The sequence below is a fragment of the Metabacillus sp. KH_069 genome (assembly GCF_057838075.1).
On sequence record NZ_CM174460.1, the window covers coordinates 1648503 to 1668155 of the forward strand.

Annotated in this window: 19 protein-coding genes; 9 read left to right on the forward strand and 10 right to left on the reverse strand. The window is 41.3% G+C overall.

Annotated elements, in window-relative coordinates:
* Positions 1–262: 262 nt before the first annotated feature.
* Positions 263–2092: a PAS domain S-box protein gene (locus tag AC3ISE_RS08140; RefSeq protein ID WP_489223808.1), complete on the forward strand. Its 1830-nt coding sequence runs from the start codon at positions 263–265 to the stop codon at positions 2090–2092.
* 54 nt (positions 2093–2146) lie between these two features.
* On the opposite strand, the gene AC3ISE_RS08145 is transcribed toward AC3ISE_RS08140, so the two are convergent.
* On the reverse strand, positions 2147–3298 hold the full coding sequence (locus AC3ISE_RS08145; protein ID WP_489223809.1) for an aminotransferase A: 1152 nt from the start codon (positions 3296–3298) through the stop codon (positions 2147–2149).
* 144 nt (positions 3299–3442) lie between these two features.
* Here AC3ISE_RS08145 and corA point away from each other — a divergent pair, with 144 nt between their 5' ends.
* The 3 genes from corA (at position 3443) to AC3ISE_RS08160 (ending at position 5316) form a co-directional block, all read left to right on the forward strand.
* Positions 3443–4414, forward strand: coding sequence for a magnesium/cobalt transporter CorA (gene corA, locus AC3ISE_RS08150; RefSeq protein ID WP_489223810.1), 972 nt, complete (start codon positions 3443–3445; stop codon positions 4412–4414).
* A 71-nt stretch (positions 4415–4485) separates the two neighbouring features.
* Positions 4486–4686 (forward strand): hypothetical protein, encoded by a 201-nt coding sequence (locus AC3ISE_RS08155; protein WP_489223811.1) that lies wholly within the window; start codon positions 4486–4488, stop codon positions 4684–4686.
* Between the two features lie 69 nt (positions 4687–4755).
* Positions 4756–5316, forward strand: a complete 561-nt coding sequence (locus AC3ISE_RS08160; protein ID WP_489223812.1) for a TIGR00725 family protein — start codon at positions 4756–4758, stop codon at positions 5314–5316.
* 327 nt (positions 5317–5643) lie between these two features.
* Here AC3ISE_RS08160 and AC3ISE_RS08165 read toward each other — a convergent pair whose 3' ends face one another.
* The 4 genes from AC3ISE_RS08165 to AC3ISE_RS08180 all read right to left on the reverse strand — a co-directional run bounded on the left by AC3ISE_RS08165 (position 5644) and on the right by AC3ISE_RS08180 (position 8462).
* Positions 5644–6060, reverse strand: coding sequence for a transporter (locus AC3ISE_RS08165; RefSeq protein WP_070877111.1), 417 nt, complete (start codon positions 6058–6060; stop codon positions 5644–5646).
* Between the two features lie 1059 nt (positions 6061–7119).
* Positions 7120–7317, reverse strand: a complete 198-nt coding sequence (locus tag AC3ISE_RS08170; RefSeq protein ID WP_489223813.1) for a hypothetical protein — start codon at positions 7315–7317, stop codon at positions 7120–7122.
* Positions 7318–7450: 133 nt separating this feature from the next.
* A complete protein-coding gene (locus tag AC3ISE_RS08175) occupies positions 7451–7915 on the reverse strand; it encodes a GNAT family N-acetyltransferase (RefSeq protein ID WP_489223814.1) in 465 nt (154 codons plus the stop codon).
* Positions 7905–8462: a PadR family transcriptional regulator gene (locus tag AC3ISE_RS08180; RefSeq protein ID WP_489223815.1), complete on the reverse strand. Its 558-nt coding sequence runs from the start codon at positions 8460–8462 to the stop codon at positions 7905–7907. Before AC3ISE_RS08180 ends, AC3ISE_RS08175 begins: the two co-directional genes overlap by 11 nt.
* 220 nt (positions 8463–8682) lie before the next feature.
* On the opposite strand from AC3ISE_RS08180, the gene AC3ISE_RS08185 reads away from it, so the two are divergent.
* On the forward strand, positions 8683–9930 hold the full coding sequence (locus tag AC3ISE_RS08185; protein ID WP_489223816.1) for an ATP-binding protein: 1248 nt from the start codon (positions 8683–8685) through the stop codon (positions 9928–9930).
* 50 nt (positions 9931–9980) lie between these two features.
* Complete coding sequence (locus AC3ISE_RS08190; protein WP_489223817.1) at positions 9981–10466, forward strand: DinB family protein; 486 nt, start codon at positions 9981–9983, stop codon at positions 10464–10466.
* A 388-nt stretch (positions 10467–10854) separates the two neighbouring features.
* On the opposite strand, the gene AC3ISE_RS08195 is transcribed toward AC3ISE_RS08190, so the two are convergent.
* Entirely contained in the window at positions 10855–12138 is a 1284-nt protein-coding gene (locus tag AC3ISE_RS08195) for an NCS2 family permease (RefSeq protein WP_489223818.1), read from the reverse strand.
* Positions 12139–12368: 230 nt separating this feature from the next.
* Here AC3ISE_RS08195 and AC3ISE_RS08200 point away from each other — a divergent pair, with 230 nt between their 5' ends.
* The 3 genes from AC3ISE_RS08200 to AC3ISE_RS08210 all read left to right on the forward strand — a co-directional run bounded on the left by AC3ISE_RS08200 (position 12369) and on the right by AC3ISE_RS08210 (position 15379).
* Positions 12369–13688, forward strand: a complete 1320-nt coding sequence (locus tag AC3ISE_RS08200) for an MFS transporter (protein ID WP_489223819.1) — start codon at positions 12369–12371, stop codon at positions 13686–13688.
* Positions 13689–13909: 221 nt separating this feature from the next.
* The gene (locus tag AC3ISE_RS08205; RefSeq protein ID WP_489223820.1) at positions 13910–14812 is read left to right on the forward strand and encodes a chemotaxis protein; all 903 of its coding nucleotides are present in this window, start codon (positions 13910–13912) and stop codon (positions 14810–14812) included.
* Between the two features lie 18 nt (positions 14813–14830).
* Entirely contained in the window at positions 14831–15379 is a 549-nt protein-coding gene (locus tag AC3ISE_RS08210; RefSeq protein WP_489223821.1) for an HD domain-containing protein, read from the forward strand.
* 64 nt (positions 15380–15443) lie between these two features.
* Here the strand turns inward: AC3ISE_RS08210 and AC3ISE_RS08215 are convergent, their stop codons facing one another.
* The 4 genes from AC3ISE_RS08215 to AC3ISE_RS08230 form a co-directional block, all read right to left on the reverse strand.
* On the reverse strand, positions 15444–15914 hold the full coding sequence (locus tag AC3ISE_RS08215) for a YkyB family protein (protein ID WP_489223822.1): 471 nt from the start codon (positions 15912–15914) through the stop codon (positions 15444–15446).
* Between the two features lie 157 nt (positions 15915–16071).
* A complete protein-coding gene (locus AC3ISE_RS08220; protein ID WP_489223823.1) occupies positions 16072–17580 on the reverse strand; it encodes an HD domain-containing phosphohydrolase in 1509 nt (502 codons plus the stop codon).
* Positions 17581–17713: 133 nt separating this feature from the next.
* Positions 17714–19009: an MFS transporter gene (locus tag AC3ISE_RS08225; protein WP_489223824.1), complete on the reverse strand. Its 1296-nt coding sequence runs from the start codon at positions 19007–19009 to the stop codon at positions 17714–17716.
* Positions 19010–19108: 99 nt separating this feature from the next.
* Positions 19109–19606, reverse strand: coding sequence for a L,D-transpeptidase family protein (locus tag AC3ISE_RS08230; protein WP_489223825.1), 498 nt, complete (start codon positions 19604–19606; stop codon positions 19109–19111).
* Positions 19607–19653 lie beyond the last annotated feature (47 nt).

The following is a 19653-nucleotide window of genomic DNA, read 5'->3' on the forward strand; positions in this document are numbered from 1 at the left end:
GGGACATTCCCGGTTTCTTTTATTTTCACCCTTTAATGAAAAAAATTAACTTTTTCAGGAAATAAGAGAGGAATTTTGGATAAGAAAATCGAATTTTGTTAAGTAAAATCGAACGTTCTGTAGACGAAGACCATCCTCATTGAATGACTGATCTGCACTTAATTCCTCGTCATAGCCGCATTACGCTCATTTTAGCCGGTCAATCCCAACAGCAGGCACGTTTAATAAAATGTGAAAAGAGCATATAAAAGGGGGGCAATGCATGAAGCAAGAGACAGAAACCGAATATCAAGTATTGCCGCAGGCTGAATTATTTGCAGTTATGAATGAGAATGGAAGATTCCAGTTTATGTCGCTGAACAGTGAAGAGCACCTCGGCTTCACCAGTGCAGAATTTATAGGAACTTCCATGAAGGATTATGTCCATAAAGATGATTTATTTTTAGTTGAGAGTTATTTTTACAACGAACACCACCTCCATCCTTGCACGTTTCGTTTTTTAATGAAGAATGGAACGTTTATTTGGCTTGAAGCAACGGTTGATTTTATTAAAACGACTTCTGCGAAAAAGGAAAATCAAATCGTTCTTAAAATAAAATTGCTTAAATCCAGTGAACAGGAGAACAGGTCAAAACCTCTCCAATTAAATAACCCGCTTTTAATCGATGAAGCTAAAGAAATAAACCTTTATGCAGAGGAACTGCTTAAGAGGATGCCCTGTCCCTTATTCATCTCGCAAAAAGGCCAGTTATGCTATGTGAATCAGGCTCTGATCGATTTGCTTGGGGGAACCTCCAAGGAAGATTTGCTTGGATTAGATGTGCTCGATATCATTGATCACGACTATCATGATATTGTGAAAAACCGTATTCAAAGAATGCAGAGCGGCTCGTATGTAGGGCTTATTGAACAAACGTGGAGAAGACTTGATGGTACTCCGGTCGAAGTAGAAATCAAAGCAGCACCCACGCTATTTAAAGGCCAGACAGCAGAACTGGTTGTTCTCATTGATATTTCATCCAGAAAAAAATTTCAGAAAATCCTGCAAAAAAGCCGGGAGAGGTATCAGCTTCTCATTCAAAACTCCATTGATACGATTGCCGTCATTCATCGGGAAAAATGGGTGTTTATCAACGAATCAGGCGTAAAGCTTTTTGAAGCAGATGATTATCCAGATATGCTTGGAAAAAGCATCTTTTCCTCCCTGGACCCTGAATTTCATGAGCAGGTCAAAGAAAAATTGCATAATATCGTCCAATTAAGAACGGATGTTGAAGTAACTAAGCAATCATGGCATACATATAAAAACAGCACAATCTATACAGAGATGGTCTGCATCCCAACTACTTATTTCGGTGAACCTGCTGCACAGGTTATTTTAAGAGACATTTCAGACCGGAAAAAAGCAGAAGAGCTGATGCTCCGTTCTGAAAAATTGTCCGTTGCAGGTCAGCTTGCAGCTGGAATAGCCCATGAAATCCGGAATCCCCTGACAGCAATCAAAGGGTTTCTTCAGCTAATGCGTTCAGCAGGAAAAGGGGAAGCGACCTATTTTGACATTGTCTTCTCTGAATTAAACCGGATCGAACTCATCTTGAGCGAACTGCTTATGCTTGCAAAACCACAGGAAAGAATTTTAAAGGAAACGAATTTATATACGCTGATTGGGGATGTTGCAACCCTGCTTGAAACACAGGCAATCATGAATAACGTCATGATTGTGCATCAGCACCCGCAGGATCAGATGTGGATCAATTGTGATCAGAATCAAATCAAACAGGTCTTTATCAATTTAATAAAAAATGCAATTGATGCCATGCCTGAAGGGGGGAAATTGACATTGTCCTCCACTAAAGAAGGCAATAATATTCTTGTTCATGTAATAGACGAGGGTGAAGGCATTCCCCCGGAAGCGCTGAAAAAAATAGGTGAGCCATTTTATACAACCAAGGAAAAGGGAACAGGCCTGGGTTTAATGATCACATATAAAATTATTGAAAACCATAAAGGCAGCATATCCATTGAGAGCGAGCTTGGACGGGGCACGGTCTTCACTTTAAAGCTGCCATCGATTGAAGCCGAAAAAAACTAGCCTGCGCAGCACTTAGTGCATTCGCAGGCCAGTTTTCATTTATGGGACTGGCATCTATTTCAACGATATCAAATACTTTTCCATTCGATTTAGAGCCTGCTCAAGCTGTTCATAGCTGCAAGCGTAGGAAATCCTGATAAATCCTTCCCCAAACTCTGAAAATGCGGAACCGGGAACGACCGCAACGCCTCCATCTTTTGCCAAAGAATAAGCGAAATCAAACGAAGATACGTTAAATTGACTGATGCTTGGAAAAATATAAAAGGAACCATCTGGTTTAACGGTTTGAAGACCCATGCTTACTAATCTTTCATACACATAATTCATCCGTTTTTCATACTCCTCATTCATCGGAACAGCATCGTTTATTCCAGCAGTAAGTGCTTGTAATGCCGCTTTTTGAGAGATAGACGAAGCACAGGATACGTTGTACTGATGTACTTTTAAAAGATGCTTTGCAATTACAGCAGGAGCAAATAAAAGACCAATTCTAAACCCTGTCATGCTGTGGGATTTGGATAATCCATTAATGACGATGGTCTGCTGCGGCAAGTATTTGGCAATCGATGTGTGTGTTCCGTTAAACACAAGCTCACTGTAGATTTCATCTGATAGAACAAAGATATCTCTGCCCCTGATGACATCGGCGATTTTCTTCAGTTCATCCTCGTGCAACGTCACTCCCGTCGGATTTGAAGGATAGGGAAGGACAATGCAGCGGGTTTTTTCCGTTATTTTTTGTTTGATCAGCTCAGCAGTTAACCGGAAATCATGTTCTGCTGTATCGATATGAACAGGCACCGCCCCGCAAAGGGTGATGATGGGTTCATAGCCTGGATAAACGGGGCCCGGAAGGATGACTTCACTGCCTTCTTCAAGGATGGCTCTAAAAGAAATATCAATAGCCTGACTGGCACCTGTTGTGACGATAATTTCATTTTCAGGGTCAAAGACTAAGTCATATTTCACTTTGACGAATTCAGCAGCGGCTTTTCTGAGTTCAATATAGCCTGCATTATGAGTATAGGTGGTGAAATTTTCATTTATTGCTGCAACGGCAGCTTCTTTTACATGAGCAGGGGTAAAAAAGTCAGGCTGTCCGATTGTCAGCGAGATGGTGTCTTCAAACTGCGAAACCATATTGAAGAACTGCCGTATTCCCGAAATTTGAATATTTTTCACATTTTTATTTATGAGATGTTCCATCTTGTTCATCCTTTTTATGTAGTTATTGTTCCATCATACACAATTCTTTCGCCTATATCATCCTTTCTTTCTCTGTTTAGGAACATAGAATAGGGGGAATAGAAGAAGAATAAAATTCATAGCAAACAGAAAAGATGTGACATAATGATACGTACACTTGCCGTTCAATCAACCGGAGCAGTTACTTATGACCTGCCATTAAAAGAATTGAAAAATCCTGATATCAAATGGTATTGGGTGGACTTTCAGGATCCAACAGCAGAAGAGATTAAGCTGTTAAGCAAATTTTTTAAATTTCACCCGCTTGCCATTGAAGACTGTGTCGAATTTGTTCAAAGACCAAAAATTGATACATATGATACATACCTATTTGTCGTCATGCATTCCATTCATCAAAAAACGCTGGAAGCTGAAGAACTGGATCTGTTTGTAGCCAAAAATTACGCAGTAACCTTTCATAAAAAATCAATTCGCGATTTGAATAATATTTGGTTCAAAATAAAAAAAGACAATCTTCTTCAGGAAGGCGGTCCTTCGCTGTTAATGCACCAGCTGATGGACCAGCTAGTGGATGAATACTTCCCGCCCGTATACCAGCTTGAGGATCAATTAAACGAAATAGAAGAAAACACAAAAGACTTAACAATCAGCGAGCTGATGGAAGGTGTTTTTGATATCCGCACGGATTTGTATATGCTGAGAAGAACAATCATTCCAATGCGTGATTTACTGTACCGTATGATCAGCTCAAATGGATTAAAAGCTTACATTAAAGATGAAATTTACTTTCAGGACATTTATGACCATCTTCTGAAATTAGTTGAAATGATCGACGCGAACCGCGAACTTAGTGCGGATATACGCGACAGTTATCTTTCAATCAGCTCTGACAGAATGAACAGGGTGATGATGACACTGACTGTCATTTCGTCCATTTTTCTCCCGCTTACATTTATTGCGGGGCTCTATGGCATGAATTTTCAATATATGCCGGAGCTGACCGGAAAATATAATTACTTTATTGTCGTTGGGTTAATGGTATTGATTGCAGCCGGAATGATCTACTTTTTTGCAAGAATGGGATGGTTCAGGTATCACAAAGGGACAAAACTTTAATAATGAAGTCATAATTCTCACTGCGTATACGAATTCTATCCTATAGAATGAAAAGCAACCGGAGTGATTCCATGCAAATCGATGAAACCCTGCTCACAGAAAAAGAAATTCAGATAGTGAAAAAATTGAAGGAGGAGATGTTCTTTGCCATATCCTATGAACATCTTGCCTTTTATAAAAATGAGATTTATTCCATTATGAATCAAGCCTCAAGAAGAAATTCGTTTCTTATGAAATCGAAGGAAAGTTTAAAAGAACCAAGCTGCCTCTAAGGCAGTTTTTTTTTTTGAGAAAAATTCAGGTCATACATAGTATAATAAAGGAAAAGAATCAAAGGCGGGATGGACGTGAAAAGAATTGCTGTAATTGGCCAATCTGGTGAAATTCCCGAAGAAATTAGAGTAATTAGTGAAGAGGTTGGAGCAGAAATTGCGAAGAGAAATGCCGTGCTGCTGACTGGCGGCGGCAGCGGAGTGATGGAAGCTGCATCAAAAGGGGCAAAACAGGCCGGCGGACTCGTCATTGGCATTCTCGCAGGAGATGAAACGCATGTAGCGAATGACTATCTGGATGTACCCATTACCACCGGAATGTCTTTTGATTACCGAAGCTTGATCTTAATTCATTCATCAGACGCCATCATTATGATTCGGGGCGGAAACGGTACGCTTGGAGAACTGTCAGCCGCCTATATGAACAAAAAGCCCGTTGTCGTCATCGAAACATCAGGCGGATGGGCCACCAAAGTAAAAGAAGTCGCTTTCGAAGGTGCCTATCTTGACGAGAGAAGGACCGTCGAAATTCATTATGCAAACACAGCAGAAATGGCAGTAGACAGAGCGTTCCTGCGAATTGAACATCCTCTCGATGAAGGAAAGAATACCGGAATCATTGGAGATTAAAAAATCAGACCTTGTGGGGGTCTGATTTTTTTCGTGGAGTGAATTCTTATTTCTGTCTACGGTCGGTTCCGCTTTTCGTGTGTCCAGCTCCATCCCCCAACTCCTCGGCCAGAATTGATCCGCCAGTAAAGGCAAAAAAGCACCTTTCAGCCGGAGCCTTATCTGTCTGCCCTAGTCTGAACAGAGTCGGTTCCGCATTTCTGCATTGTCCAGCTCCACCTCCTAGCCCCTCGGCCAGAAAGGATCCGCCAGTAAAGGCAAAAAGCGCCTTTTCTGGCGGATCCTTATCTGTCTGTCGGGTCTGAACAGTCGGTTCCGCATTTCGTGTTATCGGCAAGAAAAAGAAGCTATTCTTTGTGTATCGATGCCGAAATAATCCCATCTGAATTGGCGCGGTCTCCACCTGTATCCTGCTACAGATGTTCTGCCGACAAAGGTTGGGTAAAACCAAAAGCTTCTGCCGTTGTTAAGCCAGACGTACGTATACCTGAACAAACAGCCGCTGATTGCACCTGGATCAACCGCAAAAAGGGATGGTCCCTGCTGGGGAATTTGACTTGGCGGCGGTCCTGTTGGCGCCTGACCCTGTCCTCCTCCTCCAAATCCTGGCGGCGGTCCTGGCGGCATTCCGCCTCCCGGTCCAAAACCTCCTGGACCAAAACCTCCTGGTCCAAAACCTCCGCCTGGTCCAAATCCTCCGCCTGGCGTTCCAATGAATATTTGACGATCATATGGATAATACATATTCACATTCCTCTCCTCATTAGCCTACACATACACCATATGCAGGAATGGAAGAGGGAGTGATAGTGGAATATTCAGCAGACAACTTAAAATTGAAACCAAATAAAAAACACTTCATTGAAGGGGAAATATACGCACACACTGAGCACCAAGATCTATTATTATCCAGAAAATGGGATAAAACGGACTATCAAACGGACTCAATGAGACAAAATTTCTGAATTGAGCCGGACAAGTGGAATCAACCGTTCTCTATGAGTACAAGATTTCATGATTGAGTGAGAAAAAGGGAATCATACAAACTCTATGAGGACAGGATTTCATGATTGAGTCAGAAATGGGGAATCAAACGCATTCTATGAGGACACAATTTCAGGATTGATGGAGAAAAGAGGAATCAAACGCACTCTATGAGGACAGGATTTCATGATTGAGTGAGAAAAAGGGAATCAAACACACTCTATGAGGACAGGATTTCATGATTGAGTCAAAAAGGGGAAACAAACGAACTCAATGACCACTCAAATCCAGGACTTAATCAAAAAAGGATACTCATACGCAGGCAATGATTCCCCATATCCAGAGTTCTGCCAACATGGGGAATCATGCGAACGAATGTGTATCCTAATTCAAGGATATTGATGTGTTTTTTATCTTTCCGCTTTTTCTGCCTGCCAGTGTTAGCCAGTCGATTCCGCTTCAGCTTCATAGTCCAACTCCTCGGTCAGAACAAATCCGTCAGCAAAGGCAAAAAGCGCCTTCACTGCCGGATTCTTATCTGTCTGCCCGAGTCTGACCAGTCGGTTCCGCTTTTCTATTGTCCAGCTCCATCGCCCAACTCCTCGGCCAGAACGGCTCCGTCTGTAAAGGCAAAAAGCGCCTTTTCAGCCGGAGCCTTATCTGTCTGTCGGAGCTAACAGGGATTTCAGCTTCACACATTGTCCAGCTCCACCTCCTAGCCCCTCGGCCAGAACAAATCCGGCAGTAAAGGCAAAAAGCGCCTTCACTGCCGGATTCTTATCTGTCTGTCGGGTCTAACCAGTCGGTTCCGCTTTTCTGTCAATACCCAAAATCCCAATCCATCTGTTCCTGCCAGACGGTAAATTGAATTTCTGAGAACTTGATTTCACGGTCATTTATTTTATAGCTGCATGTACCGCATGCTGATTGCTTTTTTAGGTCTTCATATTTTTCTTCTGTTACATCCTCTAAGATTGTCATTTCTTGATTATGATGAAACAATAAAACGGTTCCCACCGAAAAAACACCTTCTTTTATAATGATAGAACTGCTGAAAACACAGATTGTATTTTACCATGTTTGCGGCCGTGATCTAACAAATATAAGAAGATGTCATAAAATCGCCAAAACGAAATCGTTTACAGGAAATTTACAGTTGTTTTTTCATTTTATAGTTGATAAAAAGCATCGGATCGATTGAAACGTATTGCTCTGTTATAAGGGTATATCCTTTTTTAATGAAAAAGGGCTTAGCGGTAATCCCTGTACTGACATACAGGCACTTGTGATCTGCTTCTTTTGCTGTTTCTTCGAGCTCCTGAAGCAGAGCGGATGCCGCTCCTTTTCCCTGATAATCCATATGAGAATACAGAAAATGAATTTCTCCGTCATGTGTCAGGGTTCCAAACCCAATAATTTTTTGGTTTTTGGTGGCTACAAGAGTTGTATTCGCCGTCAGCAAATCGCTCCAGTTTGAGTAATAATCCATGTTTTTGGGAGCTAGCGCATTCAAATGCATATCGGAATAATCTTTGCGGTTGACTTCATGTACAGTCCCTATATAAAGATTGACAATGGTGTTCAAGTCTTTTGGTTCGAATAATCTAATTTTCATCAGCACCACCGAGTGTTTGTAGTTTTTCTGCACGGGCATCTGCAATTAAATGCTTCAGCCAGGAAAGCTCAGCTTCTCCGTGAAGAATGGACCCTTTAATTAAATGGATCACTGCCCGCGGCAATTGTTTATAAAAGTCTAAAATGCTAGAAAGCTCTCTAACTCTCTTTTCGGTCAACTTCATTCTTTTTTCAAGGATGTCTGCTATTTCCTGCTGATTTCCATGCAAGGCAAACGCTACGCCTGTAAACAGCGGATGATATAAATTGGAGTCGGTGGACAATTCATCAAGAATCAGCTTGTGAAACAGCTTTTTCCCGGAGTCGGTTATTTGATAGATGGTTTTATCCGGTCTGTTTGTATCCTTGATCACATCGACTACTTTTATATACTCCTTTTTGTGAAGCTGCTCTACGGCGTAATAGAGTGATCCTTTTTGCAGTTTCATAAAATGATCCATATGTCTTTGCTCCATCGTTTGTTTCATTTCATAAGGATGGGCATCCCGTTCCATTAAAAGACCGAGAATAACTAATTTCATGGACATCGTGTACCCTCGCTTTACCGAAGCTGATGCAGCGCTTTTCAGCTTACTTAAATTATATAGTCTAGTTTGACCATTTAGCAATGATTTTACTTCGTGATTCATGTTTTATAAGACAGGGAATGAAAAGATTATGAATGTTTTTTATAAATCTTTCAATTATTGAATGTATCCGGTAAAATAAAGTGTTTGAAAAAATTATTTCCTTTATGGGGGAAACTAAGTGTTATCTATTATTAAACCTTTACTAGTCAACATTACGATTTTATTTTCGCTGACCTTTAACGCCAATCTATTTTTCCCTTTTAATACAAAGCAGAAGCCTTTTGTAAAACAAAGGGTCATTTACGGTCTGATCAGTGCATTTGGGGCCTTGCTTTGTATGGCCTATCCTATTGAAACGCTTGGTGAAACTTACTTTGATTTAAGAATGGTGTTTGTCCTGATTGTCACCCTTTATTCAGGCTGGATTTCAGGTGGAATTGTCCTTATTGTAACATGTCTTGCAAGATATTTAATCGGGGGAGACTTCTACCTGATCGGCATTGTGGTCACGCTGGCTTCTTATGTAACGGGGCTTTTGTTCAGAAAGCATTTTATTCAGTCAGAACTGAAGTACATAAGCGGAACGGCTGTAGTAGGCGCCTATTTTCTTGTATACATATCAATCATTTATACGTATATTAATTTTCTGGAATTTCAATTTTACTTGGTTTACTTTTTAGCGTTTTATCTTTCCTACATGTCGATGATTTTTATTATTGAGAGCTTGATTAAAACCAATAAACAATTTGATGAAATGGTTTATGTAGATAAACTGACGACAATCGGTCAGATGGCAGCTGCCATTGCTCATGAAATCAGGAATCCAATTACAACGGTCAGAGGTTTTATTCAATATATCCAGCAGGATACAAAGGATGAAAATTTAAAGAAATTTTCTCCCTTAATTCTGGATGAACTAGACCGCACGAATAAAATCATTACAGACTATTTACAGCTTGCTAAGCCTCATCATCATGAATTGACCAAAATAGAAATTGATGGAGTTTTAGAAGACATCATAGAGCTATTAAAACCTCTGGGATCTTATTCAAATGTGACTTTAACATATGAAAGCGAAGAAAAAAGTTCGGTATATGGCGATATTGCACTTTTGAAGCAATCATTAATGAATGTGATTAAAAATGGAATAGAAGCCATGGAACACGGCGGTGATATTCAAATAACTAAAAAAACAAATTATGCGAACGGTACTGTGATCGTTGTTATTAAAGATGGTGGAAAAGGCATGACAGAAGAGGAGCTGCAGCATTTAGGCCTGCCGTTTTATACAACAAAATCAAAGGGTACTGGTCTTGGCTCCATGATTACGAACCGGCTTATACGTGAAATGAAGGGCACAGTTGAATATGAAAGCGAGATTGGCAAAGGAACAACTGTGACAATCAGCCTCCATTTGTTTCAGTAAGGAAGGAGAAACGTACGTTCGCGGAGAAGTGAGTAATAGGGGGGATTTCTATGAAAACAATGGAAGAAATGAAAAATCATTATATCCGCTTTAATTCCTGGATCCTGTCATTAAATCAAATGAGCAATGAAGAATGGTTTCAGCCTATCCATGCAGGAAAATGGTCTGCTGCAGAAATCGTTTCTCATTTGATTGCCTGGGACCGTTTTACTTTAAATCAGAGACTTGGAAAGCTAAAGGAAAATGCCGTACTGGATCCTTTTCCTGATTTTCAGAGTGTGAATGACAGGGCAGCGGAATATGCAAAAAGCGGGATAACTAAGGATGAACTTATTGCTGAATTTATGGAGGTTCGCTCTGCAGCAATTGATGGTTTTTTTAAATTTGAAGGGGAAGAACATCAATTTCATTTTAAAATTGGAGATCATCCATTTACGATTGCAAGCTACATGGAGGATTTCATCGGTCATGATCTCCATCATAAAGCTCAAATTGATGCCTTCCTGGAAAAAAACGAAAGCACCGGGATCGCATGACAGATTTTCTGATCCAGGCACTCGCGGCTGCCGGTGCGATTTTTTTGTTCAGTGCGGTTTTGATCTTGATAAAAATGAAAAAATAAGCAGAAAACCGCTCAGGCAACTGAGCGGTTTTCTTGTATTCAGCGGACGATTCCGCTTTTCTATTATCCAGCTCCATCGTCCAGCTCCTCGGCCAGAACGGATCCGACAGAAAAGGCAAAAAGCGCCTTTCCTGTCGGATCCTTATCTGTCTGTCGGAGCTAACCGGACGATTCCGCATTTCTATTGTCCAGCTCCGCCTCCTAGCCCCTCGGCCAGAACAAATCCGTCAGCAAAGGCAAAAAGCGCCTTCACTGCCGGATTCTTATCTGTCTGTCGGGTCTAAACAGTCGGCTCCGCTTTTCTATATTGTATGTGTAATGAAATTTGCAAGAAATAATAACGCAATGACGTATAAAGGCAGCGCTACTTCTCTTGTCCGCTTCATGACCAGTTTTAAAATCGGGTAAGCAATAAATCCAAAAGCCATTCCATCAACAATGCTGTACGTGAGTGGAATGAGCGCGATAATCAGGAATGCAGGAAAGCTTTCCGTAAAATCTTTCAAATCGATGTTTTGGATATTCTGAATCATCAATCCGCCGATTAAAATGAGAATAGGAGCAATGGCACTGTCTGGAATCATTTTGATATAAGGCAAAAAGAACAATGAACTCAAAAACAGCAAACCGGTTGTTATTGCTGTTAAGCCTGTTCTGCCGCCTGCTGAAATTCCAGCCGCTGTTTCCACTGTGCTCACAGTGGGACTTGTGCCGAATAGCCCTGCTGTAATGGCAGATATCGCATTTGCCCGTAGCGAGCCTTTGTATCTGTCAGGTCTGTTTATCATGTTAACATGCCCGTGAACAAGTCCGATATTTTCAAAAACGATGACCATCGTCAGTGAAAAAGTCGCTGTCCAAAAGGCGAGATCCGCTATTTTTTCAAAAGACATCGCACCGAAGACTTCAAAATAAGAACTCATTGAAAATGCAGATGCCGGACCTTGTGTGCTGTTAATCAAACCGAACCCAGCAGCTATGGCTGTACCAAGCAGAATGCTGATTAAGAAATTGCCTGGAATGTTTCGCGCAAACAAAGTAATCGTAATAAGCAGGGTGATCAGTGTGACAATCACATGGGGATCTGTAAAGTCGCCCAATTTAACAAATGTCGTGTCGCTGCCTGTTACAATGCCGCCTTTTTGAAGACCAATGAATGTAAGGAAAATACCGATTCCAACAGTAATGGCTTCTTTAAGCGAATTTGGAATAGAAGCGCTGATAATGCCTGAGAGCTTTGTAAACGCAACGATGGCGAAAAAAATGCCGGATACAAAGACAACTGCAAGTCCTTCTTGCCATGAAAGTCCCATCGATCCGCAGATTGTGTACGTAAATAATGCATTAACACCCATTCCCGGAACAAGAATAATGGGAGTATTGCCGATAAAGCCCATCAAAATGCATCCTGCAAATGAAGTTAAGATGGTTGCAATGATTCCTGCTTCAATCGGAATGCCGGCGTCAGCGAGAATCGCTCCATTTACGACAACAATGTACACAATGGTAAAGAAGGAAACAATTCCTGCAAGCAGCTCTTTTTTGACAGTTGTGTCATGTTGCTTAAGCTGAAAGTACTTATGCAATTTTTAAAACCTTCCTTGTAAAGTAACCCTCGACCCAACCCGTACAATCGGCAAACGCCGATTCACATATAGCATTATATCAAGCCGGGAGACTTTGTGCATTATCTTTATTTGTTATTTTTAGCCTGAACCTGCACTGATGTTAAATATTTGTAAATAAGCAGGGAGTTTCAGTTCTGGTAAAGAATTTATATGGGAATAAAACTAAATAAAAGTATGGGGGAACTTGTATGGCCCAAATAGATCAACAGCCGGATGCGTTAAAAAAACAGCAGAGAGCATGGCATCTTTATTTTTCCCTTCCGATCCTGTCATGGGCGCTTTATGATTTTGCCAACACCATTTTTTCTTCAAACATTACGACCATCTTTTTTCCTTTTTATTTGCAGGAAGTGATCGGTGAAAACGAACGCCTGGATCAAATAGCAAGCACATTTATCTCGTATGCCAATGCTGCTGCAAGCTTTTTCCTTGTTCTTTTTTCACCGCTGTTCGGCGTGATGATTGACAGGTCGGGCAGAAAAAAACGATATATTCTTCCATTTACTCTTATAACAGTTGCCTGCACCATTTTAATGGGAGTCTTCGCTATGACTCGTTTTTCCCAGACCATATTTGGACTTCCCCTCGCATTAGTGTTTGTTATTTTGCTGTTTATCATTGCGAAATTTTTTTACCATTCAAGTTTGATTTTCTACGATTCCATGATATCGGATCTTGGAACACTAAAAGAAATTCCTTTAATTTCAGGTTTTGGGGTTGCGGTTGGATATATAGGGACGCTGGTTGGACTAACGGTGTATCCTTTTATTGGAGATTCTGGCTATCATCATGCTTTTATTCCGACAGCGCTGATGTTTCTTATTTTTTCACTGCCATTATTTCTTTTTGTAAAAGAAGAGCCGATTTTGCAGGAACAGAAAAAGTCTTCTTTCATAAGCGGCTATAAGGAAATTTATCAAACATTTAAAGATATACGTACACATAGGGCGGCGTTTTTGTTCATGATTGCTTACTTCTTTTTAAACGATGCGATTGCTACAGCTATAACGATGATGGCCATTTATTCAAAAGCTATTGTCGGTTTTACATCAGGCGAGTTTATCCTTCTCTATCTCGTCTCTACAGTTGCAAGCATCGCAGGTTCTTTTGTTTTTGGTTATATTACAAAGTCAATCGGGACGAAAAGAAGCATTACGCTTGTGGCAGTTATACTCCTGATTGCTCTTGCTTTCGCGGCATTTGCTGTCAATCCGCTGATGTTCTGGATTGCAGGAAGTTTATTTGGTGTATCCCTTGGTGCAATGTGGGTTACATCCAGAACTTTTATTGTTGAATTGACTCCAAAAGAGAAGAGGGGTCAATTTTTTGGGCTTTTTGCTTTTTCCGGCAAAGTGTCATCTATTGCAGGACCGCTCCTGTATGGGACAATTACGCTAGTGCTTGCAGATTACGGCGATATCGCAAGCCGAATTGCCATCGGATCTCTAATGGTCCTTGCTTTAATTGGGCTGATTGTTCATTCATTTGTCCCTCATGAAGATAGATAGCAAAAAATTATCAATGCCTTTGTCATATTTATGGCAGATGGGATATCCCAGCAAGGATCCGCTGGGATGCTGACTCTGCAGTATTACTCAATGCAAACACCCCCTCTAACAAAAAGCTTGAGACCCGTCTCAAGCTTTTTGTCTGGTTTCCTTTATAAAAAAGAAGACAGTCCGATAATAAACCTATATGGGTTATTTTTTACGGAGAGAGGAAGAATACAATGCAGCAAACCGAGATTTTATTAGAAAGCGGAACAAATGAACTTGAAATCGTCGAATTTACCGTTGCGGGGCTGAAATTTGGCATTAATGTGATAAAAGTAAAAGAAATTATCCAGCTCCAAAGCATCACAAAAGTTCCCCATGCTCATCCAAATGTGGAAGGGATCACTGAGCTTAGGGGAGAAGTTCTGCCAGTCGTCGATGCAGCAAAAGCGCTCGGGCTTGATCAAAGTGAAAATCCGCAGTCAGATAAGCTGATTGTGACCGAGTTTAATCAGCAAAAAGTCATCTTTCATGTTCACAGTGTGACACAAATTCACCGGATTTCATGGAGCTTAATCGAAAAGCCATCCAGGCTTTATCAGGGGCTGGAAAGCCAAATAACAGGTGTTGTGAAATGGATGGGCGAAATGATTCTGCTGCCTGATTTTGAGAAAATGATGGTGGAATTGAACCCCGAATCAGGCATTCATATTGATCAAGTGAAAAAAATGGGGCCACGGGAACGTTCTGCAAAAAGAATTGTGATCGCGGAGGATTCTCCTTTACTGAGAGGTCTTCTTCATGATACCTTGCAAGAGGCAGGCTTTGTAAATCTTGAGTTTTTTGAAAATGGAAAAGATGCATATGAGTATTTGTATTCATTGTCTGAAGAGGGCAGGGAAGTGAAAGATGAAGTTCAGCTTGTGATTACGGATATTGAAATGCCGCAAATGGACGGCCATCATTTAACGAAACGAATAAAAGAAAATAATAAGCTTGCCGTCCTGCCGGTTATCATCTTTTCGTCTTTAATCACAAACGATTTGAAACATAAGGGTCAAAAAGTAGGAGCCGATGCACAAGTCAGCAAGCCTGAGATTGCTGAACTGGTTACTATGATTGATCAATATATTCTTTAAAAATTGCAGGTGATCAAAATGAATCTAACAGATAGAGCAAAACGATTTGCAGAAGCTGCTCATGAAGGGCAGGTTCGGAGACTTAATGGAGGCCCATACTTCACACACGTGGAGAACACAGCGCTCATTCTCTTTAAAGCTGATTTCAGAGAAGAGGTTGTTGCAGCTGGATTCTTGCACGATACCGTTGAGGATACGGAAACATCACTCCAGCAAATAAATGAGTTATTTGGTGAGGATGTTGCCTCTCTGGTTGCTTTTAATACCGAGGATAAATCACTGACATGGGAAGAAAGGAAAGAGCATACCATACAAACAGTCCTGCATGCCGGTATTGAAGAAAAAGCGGTTTTAGCTGCAGATAAACTGGATAACCTTGAAAGCCTTTTAAAGGAACATAGAAAGCATGGAGACGATATCTGGAGAATGTTTAACCGCGGTAAAGACAAACAGGAATGGTATCATCGTTCAATTGCTGAAAATCTTTTTAAGAACCTTGAATCTAAAGAAGTTCCAAGTTTTTTCTTCGTATACAAACGCCTGGTTGAGGAGTTTTTCAGCGAATAGATAGATGACGAATAACAGCAAAGAGCATGATCCGAAAATGGATCATGCTCTTATTTAGTAACGGTCAATAGCTTTCGCCCAAACGTTTAAAAACAGGTTTTTTGTATGTAGGAGAAGGTTTTTTAGGAGCTGATCCAGCAGGCGTCGATTCCCTTATGCCAACATATTGCTGCAGCAGCGCTTTAGCTTTTGCTAAAGATAAATGTATTTTTGGGTTCCGGTACGTTTGATTCAGTGAACCAAGATGTGGGAGGTTTTCGAAGTCTTCTTTTGTGGGAGGCATATGAAAATAATATTCTCCTGCAGAGACAAGTACATCTGATTGCTGTTTGCTGTTTCTGGGATTATTGGAAAAGTGGAGACCTTCCTTTTTTGCCTTTCCCTCAGTCAGCAGTTTATGAAGTGCACGCTTTTTCAGCGTATATAATAACTTAGGGTCCGGAGCTGTTTTAGCATGGCGGTTCACAATATAGATCGCTTTGGCAATATTTTCAGTTGTCGGCTTCAATGGCTGGTTTCGATTATGATCGTCCATTCTTTCTCTCCTTTGCAGGTTATTTATGCTTACTCTAAATTATACGTTTTCATGTGTAAAATGCAACTTATTCGAAAAAAGCGCATGAACTGGATGAGTCCACAATAAAGAAAGGGATAAGATGGTTCAGTATAAGCGGGTGCCTCCCGCAGACCGCTTATACAGATTTTGATTCATCAGCGTTTTGATCGTTCATGACATTCAGAAATAGTTCTGCAAAAACCGGATCCCATTGGGTGCCTTTTCCTTCCCTGATAATGGCCATCGCTTTTTCAGCCGCCATGCCGCGTCTGTAGGGGCGGTCAGATGTCATGGCATCATAGGCATCTGCAACGGCCATAATTCTGCCGTATAAAGGAATGTCAGCGCCCGTCAGTCCTTCAGGATACCCCATGCCGTCATAGCGTTCATGATGGTACTTCACACCGGGGATGAGCGGCTCCATCATTTCGCCCGGCTGCACATTTGATAAGATGCCGGCTCCAATGACCGGGTGCTTCTTAATTTCTTCGAATTCCGCGAGTGTCAGCCGTCCTTCTTTCAGCAGAATGCTGTCCCTTATGCCTATTTTGCCTATATCGTGAAGCAGGGCGGATTTGCGGAGGGTGTCCAGGCTCTCTTCGCTTAATCCTGCTTCTCTGCCGATTAAGACGGAATACTCCGCTACGCGGACTGAATGGCCGGCTGTATAAGGATCTCTTGCATCAAGTGCCAATGCTAGCGTTGTATACAGGCTTTCAAGAAGCTGACTGTTAATTTGATCTCTTTCTCTAAGTCCGCGGATCATTTTATTGAAGCCTGCGATCAATTTCGAAAATTCATCAGAATACACTTCATTTCTGTAGGAAAGGATCCCTTGCTCAACCTCTGACATGCCATCTTGGAGCTTTTCAATGGGTTCCGATATATTTTTAAACAATAAAAATGCACCGAACACTGCGAACAAGACAGACACCATTAAGATTAAAATGGCCCAGCTCCAATATTCAGATAAAAGCGGAACGGCATTTTCCTGAAAACGAATTTGTGTGGCCAATGTAAATAAGAGAAGGGGAAAGACCCCTATATAAATCGCGCTGTACAGCACCTTCTGCTGAATGGATATATGGATTTCCGCTTCTGATGTTAAATCTGCGCCGTGGAGCATCAGTGCTTTATTCCGAAGATTGATCAGCAACGGCTTCACCGCTTTTGAAGATAAGAAAAACTCGATGATGCTGTGCATTCCGGCAATCAGGACTGCACCCAATGACGCTAAAAGAGTATAGTAGAGCGGCAGACTGAGCAAATCATACTGGATAAACACTGCTGCCATTAAGACGGCGGGGATCGAAAGACCGAAGAGATGGGGTCCGAAAATCCGGTAAACCGTAAGTAATGGAAAGCGATGTGTTTGTCTGAATGCATTCTCGATGGCTTCAATGGAAAGATCTCCAGTTTTAAATACCCGCTTGATGGGATCTATATGCTTCCTGAATGCAAACCATTCACAAAGCCCCATGCAAACAATGGATATACATAATATAAACAGCAGAATGCCTATTTCAAAAGCAGAGATGACTAAAGTGGAAAACATGAATAAAGAGCCGATTCCAAAGACAGCGATGAAAGATCCAATAAAATAATTAATCAGGAGTTTTTTTAAGAAATCTTTATATGTGTTCAAACAGTGCCACAACCTTTAAAGTCAGACTTCCTCAATTATATCGGCCAATTATCCGAAAATTTAACATGTTTTAGTTTGAAAAGGTAAAAGTGGGGAATCAAAAAAGACAGCAGCGCTGTCTTTTAGATGACGTTTAAGAGATATGAACTTGTCCTTTCCTGTTTGAAGCGAGCCGCGGTCTCTTAGCCTGGGAATATTCAAGCTCCCTGCTCAGCTTAGGCAGGGTAAGTGCGTAAAAAAGGAAGACGAGAAGAATAACGGTCGCCATTCCGTAATAGAGATACTCAACATTGCTGATGATTTTCGGGAAAAGTATGGCTATCATCCCGAGGGTGATCGATTGGGCAAACATCATGAGCGGATCAATCCAGCCGCTGACCCGCCCCATCAGCTTAGGATGCACAATTTTCGGCATCCAGCCGCCAATGGCTATATTTATAGGGCCAATGCATGTCCCAATCATAAAAACAGCAGCTAAAAAGATACCCGTATGATCTGTCAAACCTAATATGTATATCAAAATGCCGCTCAGGAAAATCGGATAAATCATCATCTGATGCGGTTTGATTTTAGAGGAAATGAACGTGCCGATTCCGCTTCCGGCAAGAAGTCCGATTCCAAGTGAAATCGCAAAGTATGAAGCGTATTTTTCGTAATTATCAGGGGACAGCTCATACTTCATCGTAAAGATTGGCAATATGGCAAATGCTCCGTTTACAAATCCAAAAACAAAAAATCCGAAAATCAGAGAAGCTAATAATTTATTTCTGGCAATATAAAGGATTCCATCCTTGAAGTCTCTGTAAGAGGCTCCAATGCTGAAATCTTTCCATTTAATTTTTCCATTTGGCAGTCTTGCTTCCATCGGGATTTTGCATCTTCGAATCAGGACGGCAGAGATGACAAAACTGAAAAAATCAACGGCTACAGCTCCCTGCAGTCCGATTGTTTTATAGGCTAGAGCTCCGAGTCCGACACCAAATACCATAAAAATGCTGAACAGCATCTGATTCAGGCCAGCTGCCTGGGCATATTGATCTTTGTTCAAAATACTCTGTACAAGGCTTGCTTCTGCAGGATAAAAAAACTTCGTAACCGCACTCCGCAGGAATAATAAGAAAAACACGAGCGGAATTGAATTTAAGAATAATGAGCCAAAAAGAAGGACGGTAAGAAAAGCTCTGATCCAATCACAATTTTCAGCTACTTTTTTCCGGTCAAATCTGTCAGCTACAACACCGACTAAGAAGAAAACAAACAAAGTCGGAAGGGAATACATGAGCTCAGCCATTGTTGCGAAAGAAGGCTGATGGCTGAATCGGTCCAGCAAATAAAAGGCAAAAGCCATATTACCGATTGTCGTGCCCATTTGTGATGCCAAAGCGGCAAAAAAGAGCTTCACAAAATTTCTGTTTTCAAAGATTTTCATCACGCAGCTCCTTATTTTGCAGGATATCGGTCACAGTAGTTATTATAATAGAAAAAAGTTTATTTTAATATGAAGTTTTTGTAAAAAAATGACTGATTCTTAATTGGGTCTAATGATAACCCGTGTACCGTTTGGAACAATCGACCCCAGTTCAAGCACATCCCGGTTTTGCATGCGGATGCATCCCCTTGAGACTGCTTTGCCGATGGAGCTTGGATCATTTGTGCCGTGAATGCCGTAGTGAATTTTAGACAGACTCAGCCAGAGCACTCCGAAAGGGCCGCCCGGGTTCGGTTCCCGGTTGACAATGACAAAATCACCGATGGGTGTGCCGCTTAATATTTTTCCCACAGCAATCGGATAAACCTTCATTACTTGTCCGCTGTGATAAAGAGTAAGCGTTCTCTTGCCGACTGAGACTGAAATTGTATACGGGATAGAAGCAGGCTCAGGCAAACCCGGAATAATAATTGGCTGTCCGACAAGCAGCACATTTGGATCGGCCAGATTATTAACTCTGATTAGAACAGCAGGGCTGACCCGGTAGTTAAGCGCAATTGTGTTCAGAGTTTCACCTGGTTTTACTAGATGGACCATATACAGCTCACCGCTTTAACATAATTTTGACTGTCTGTGCTACAGCT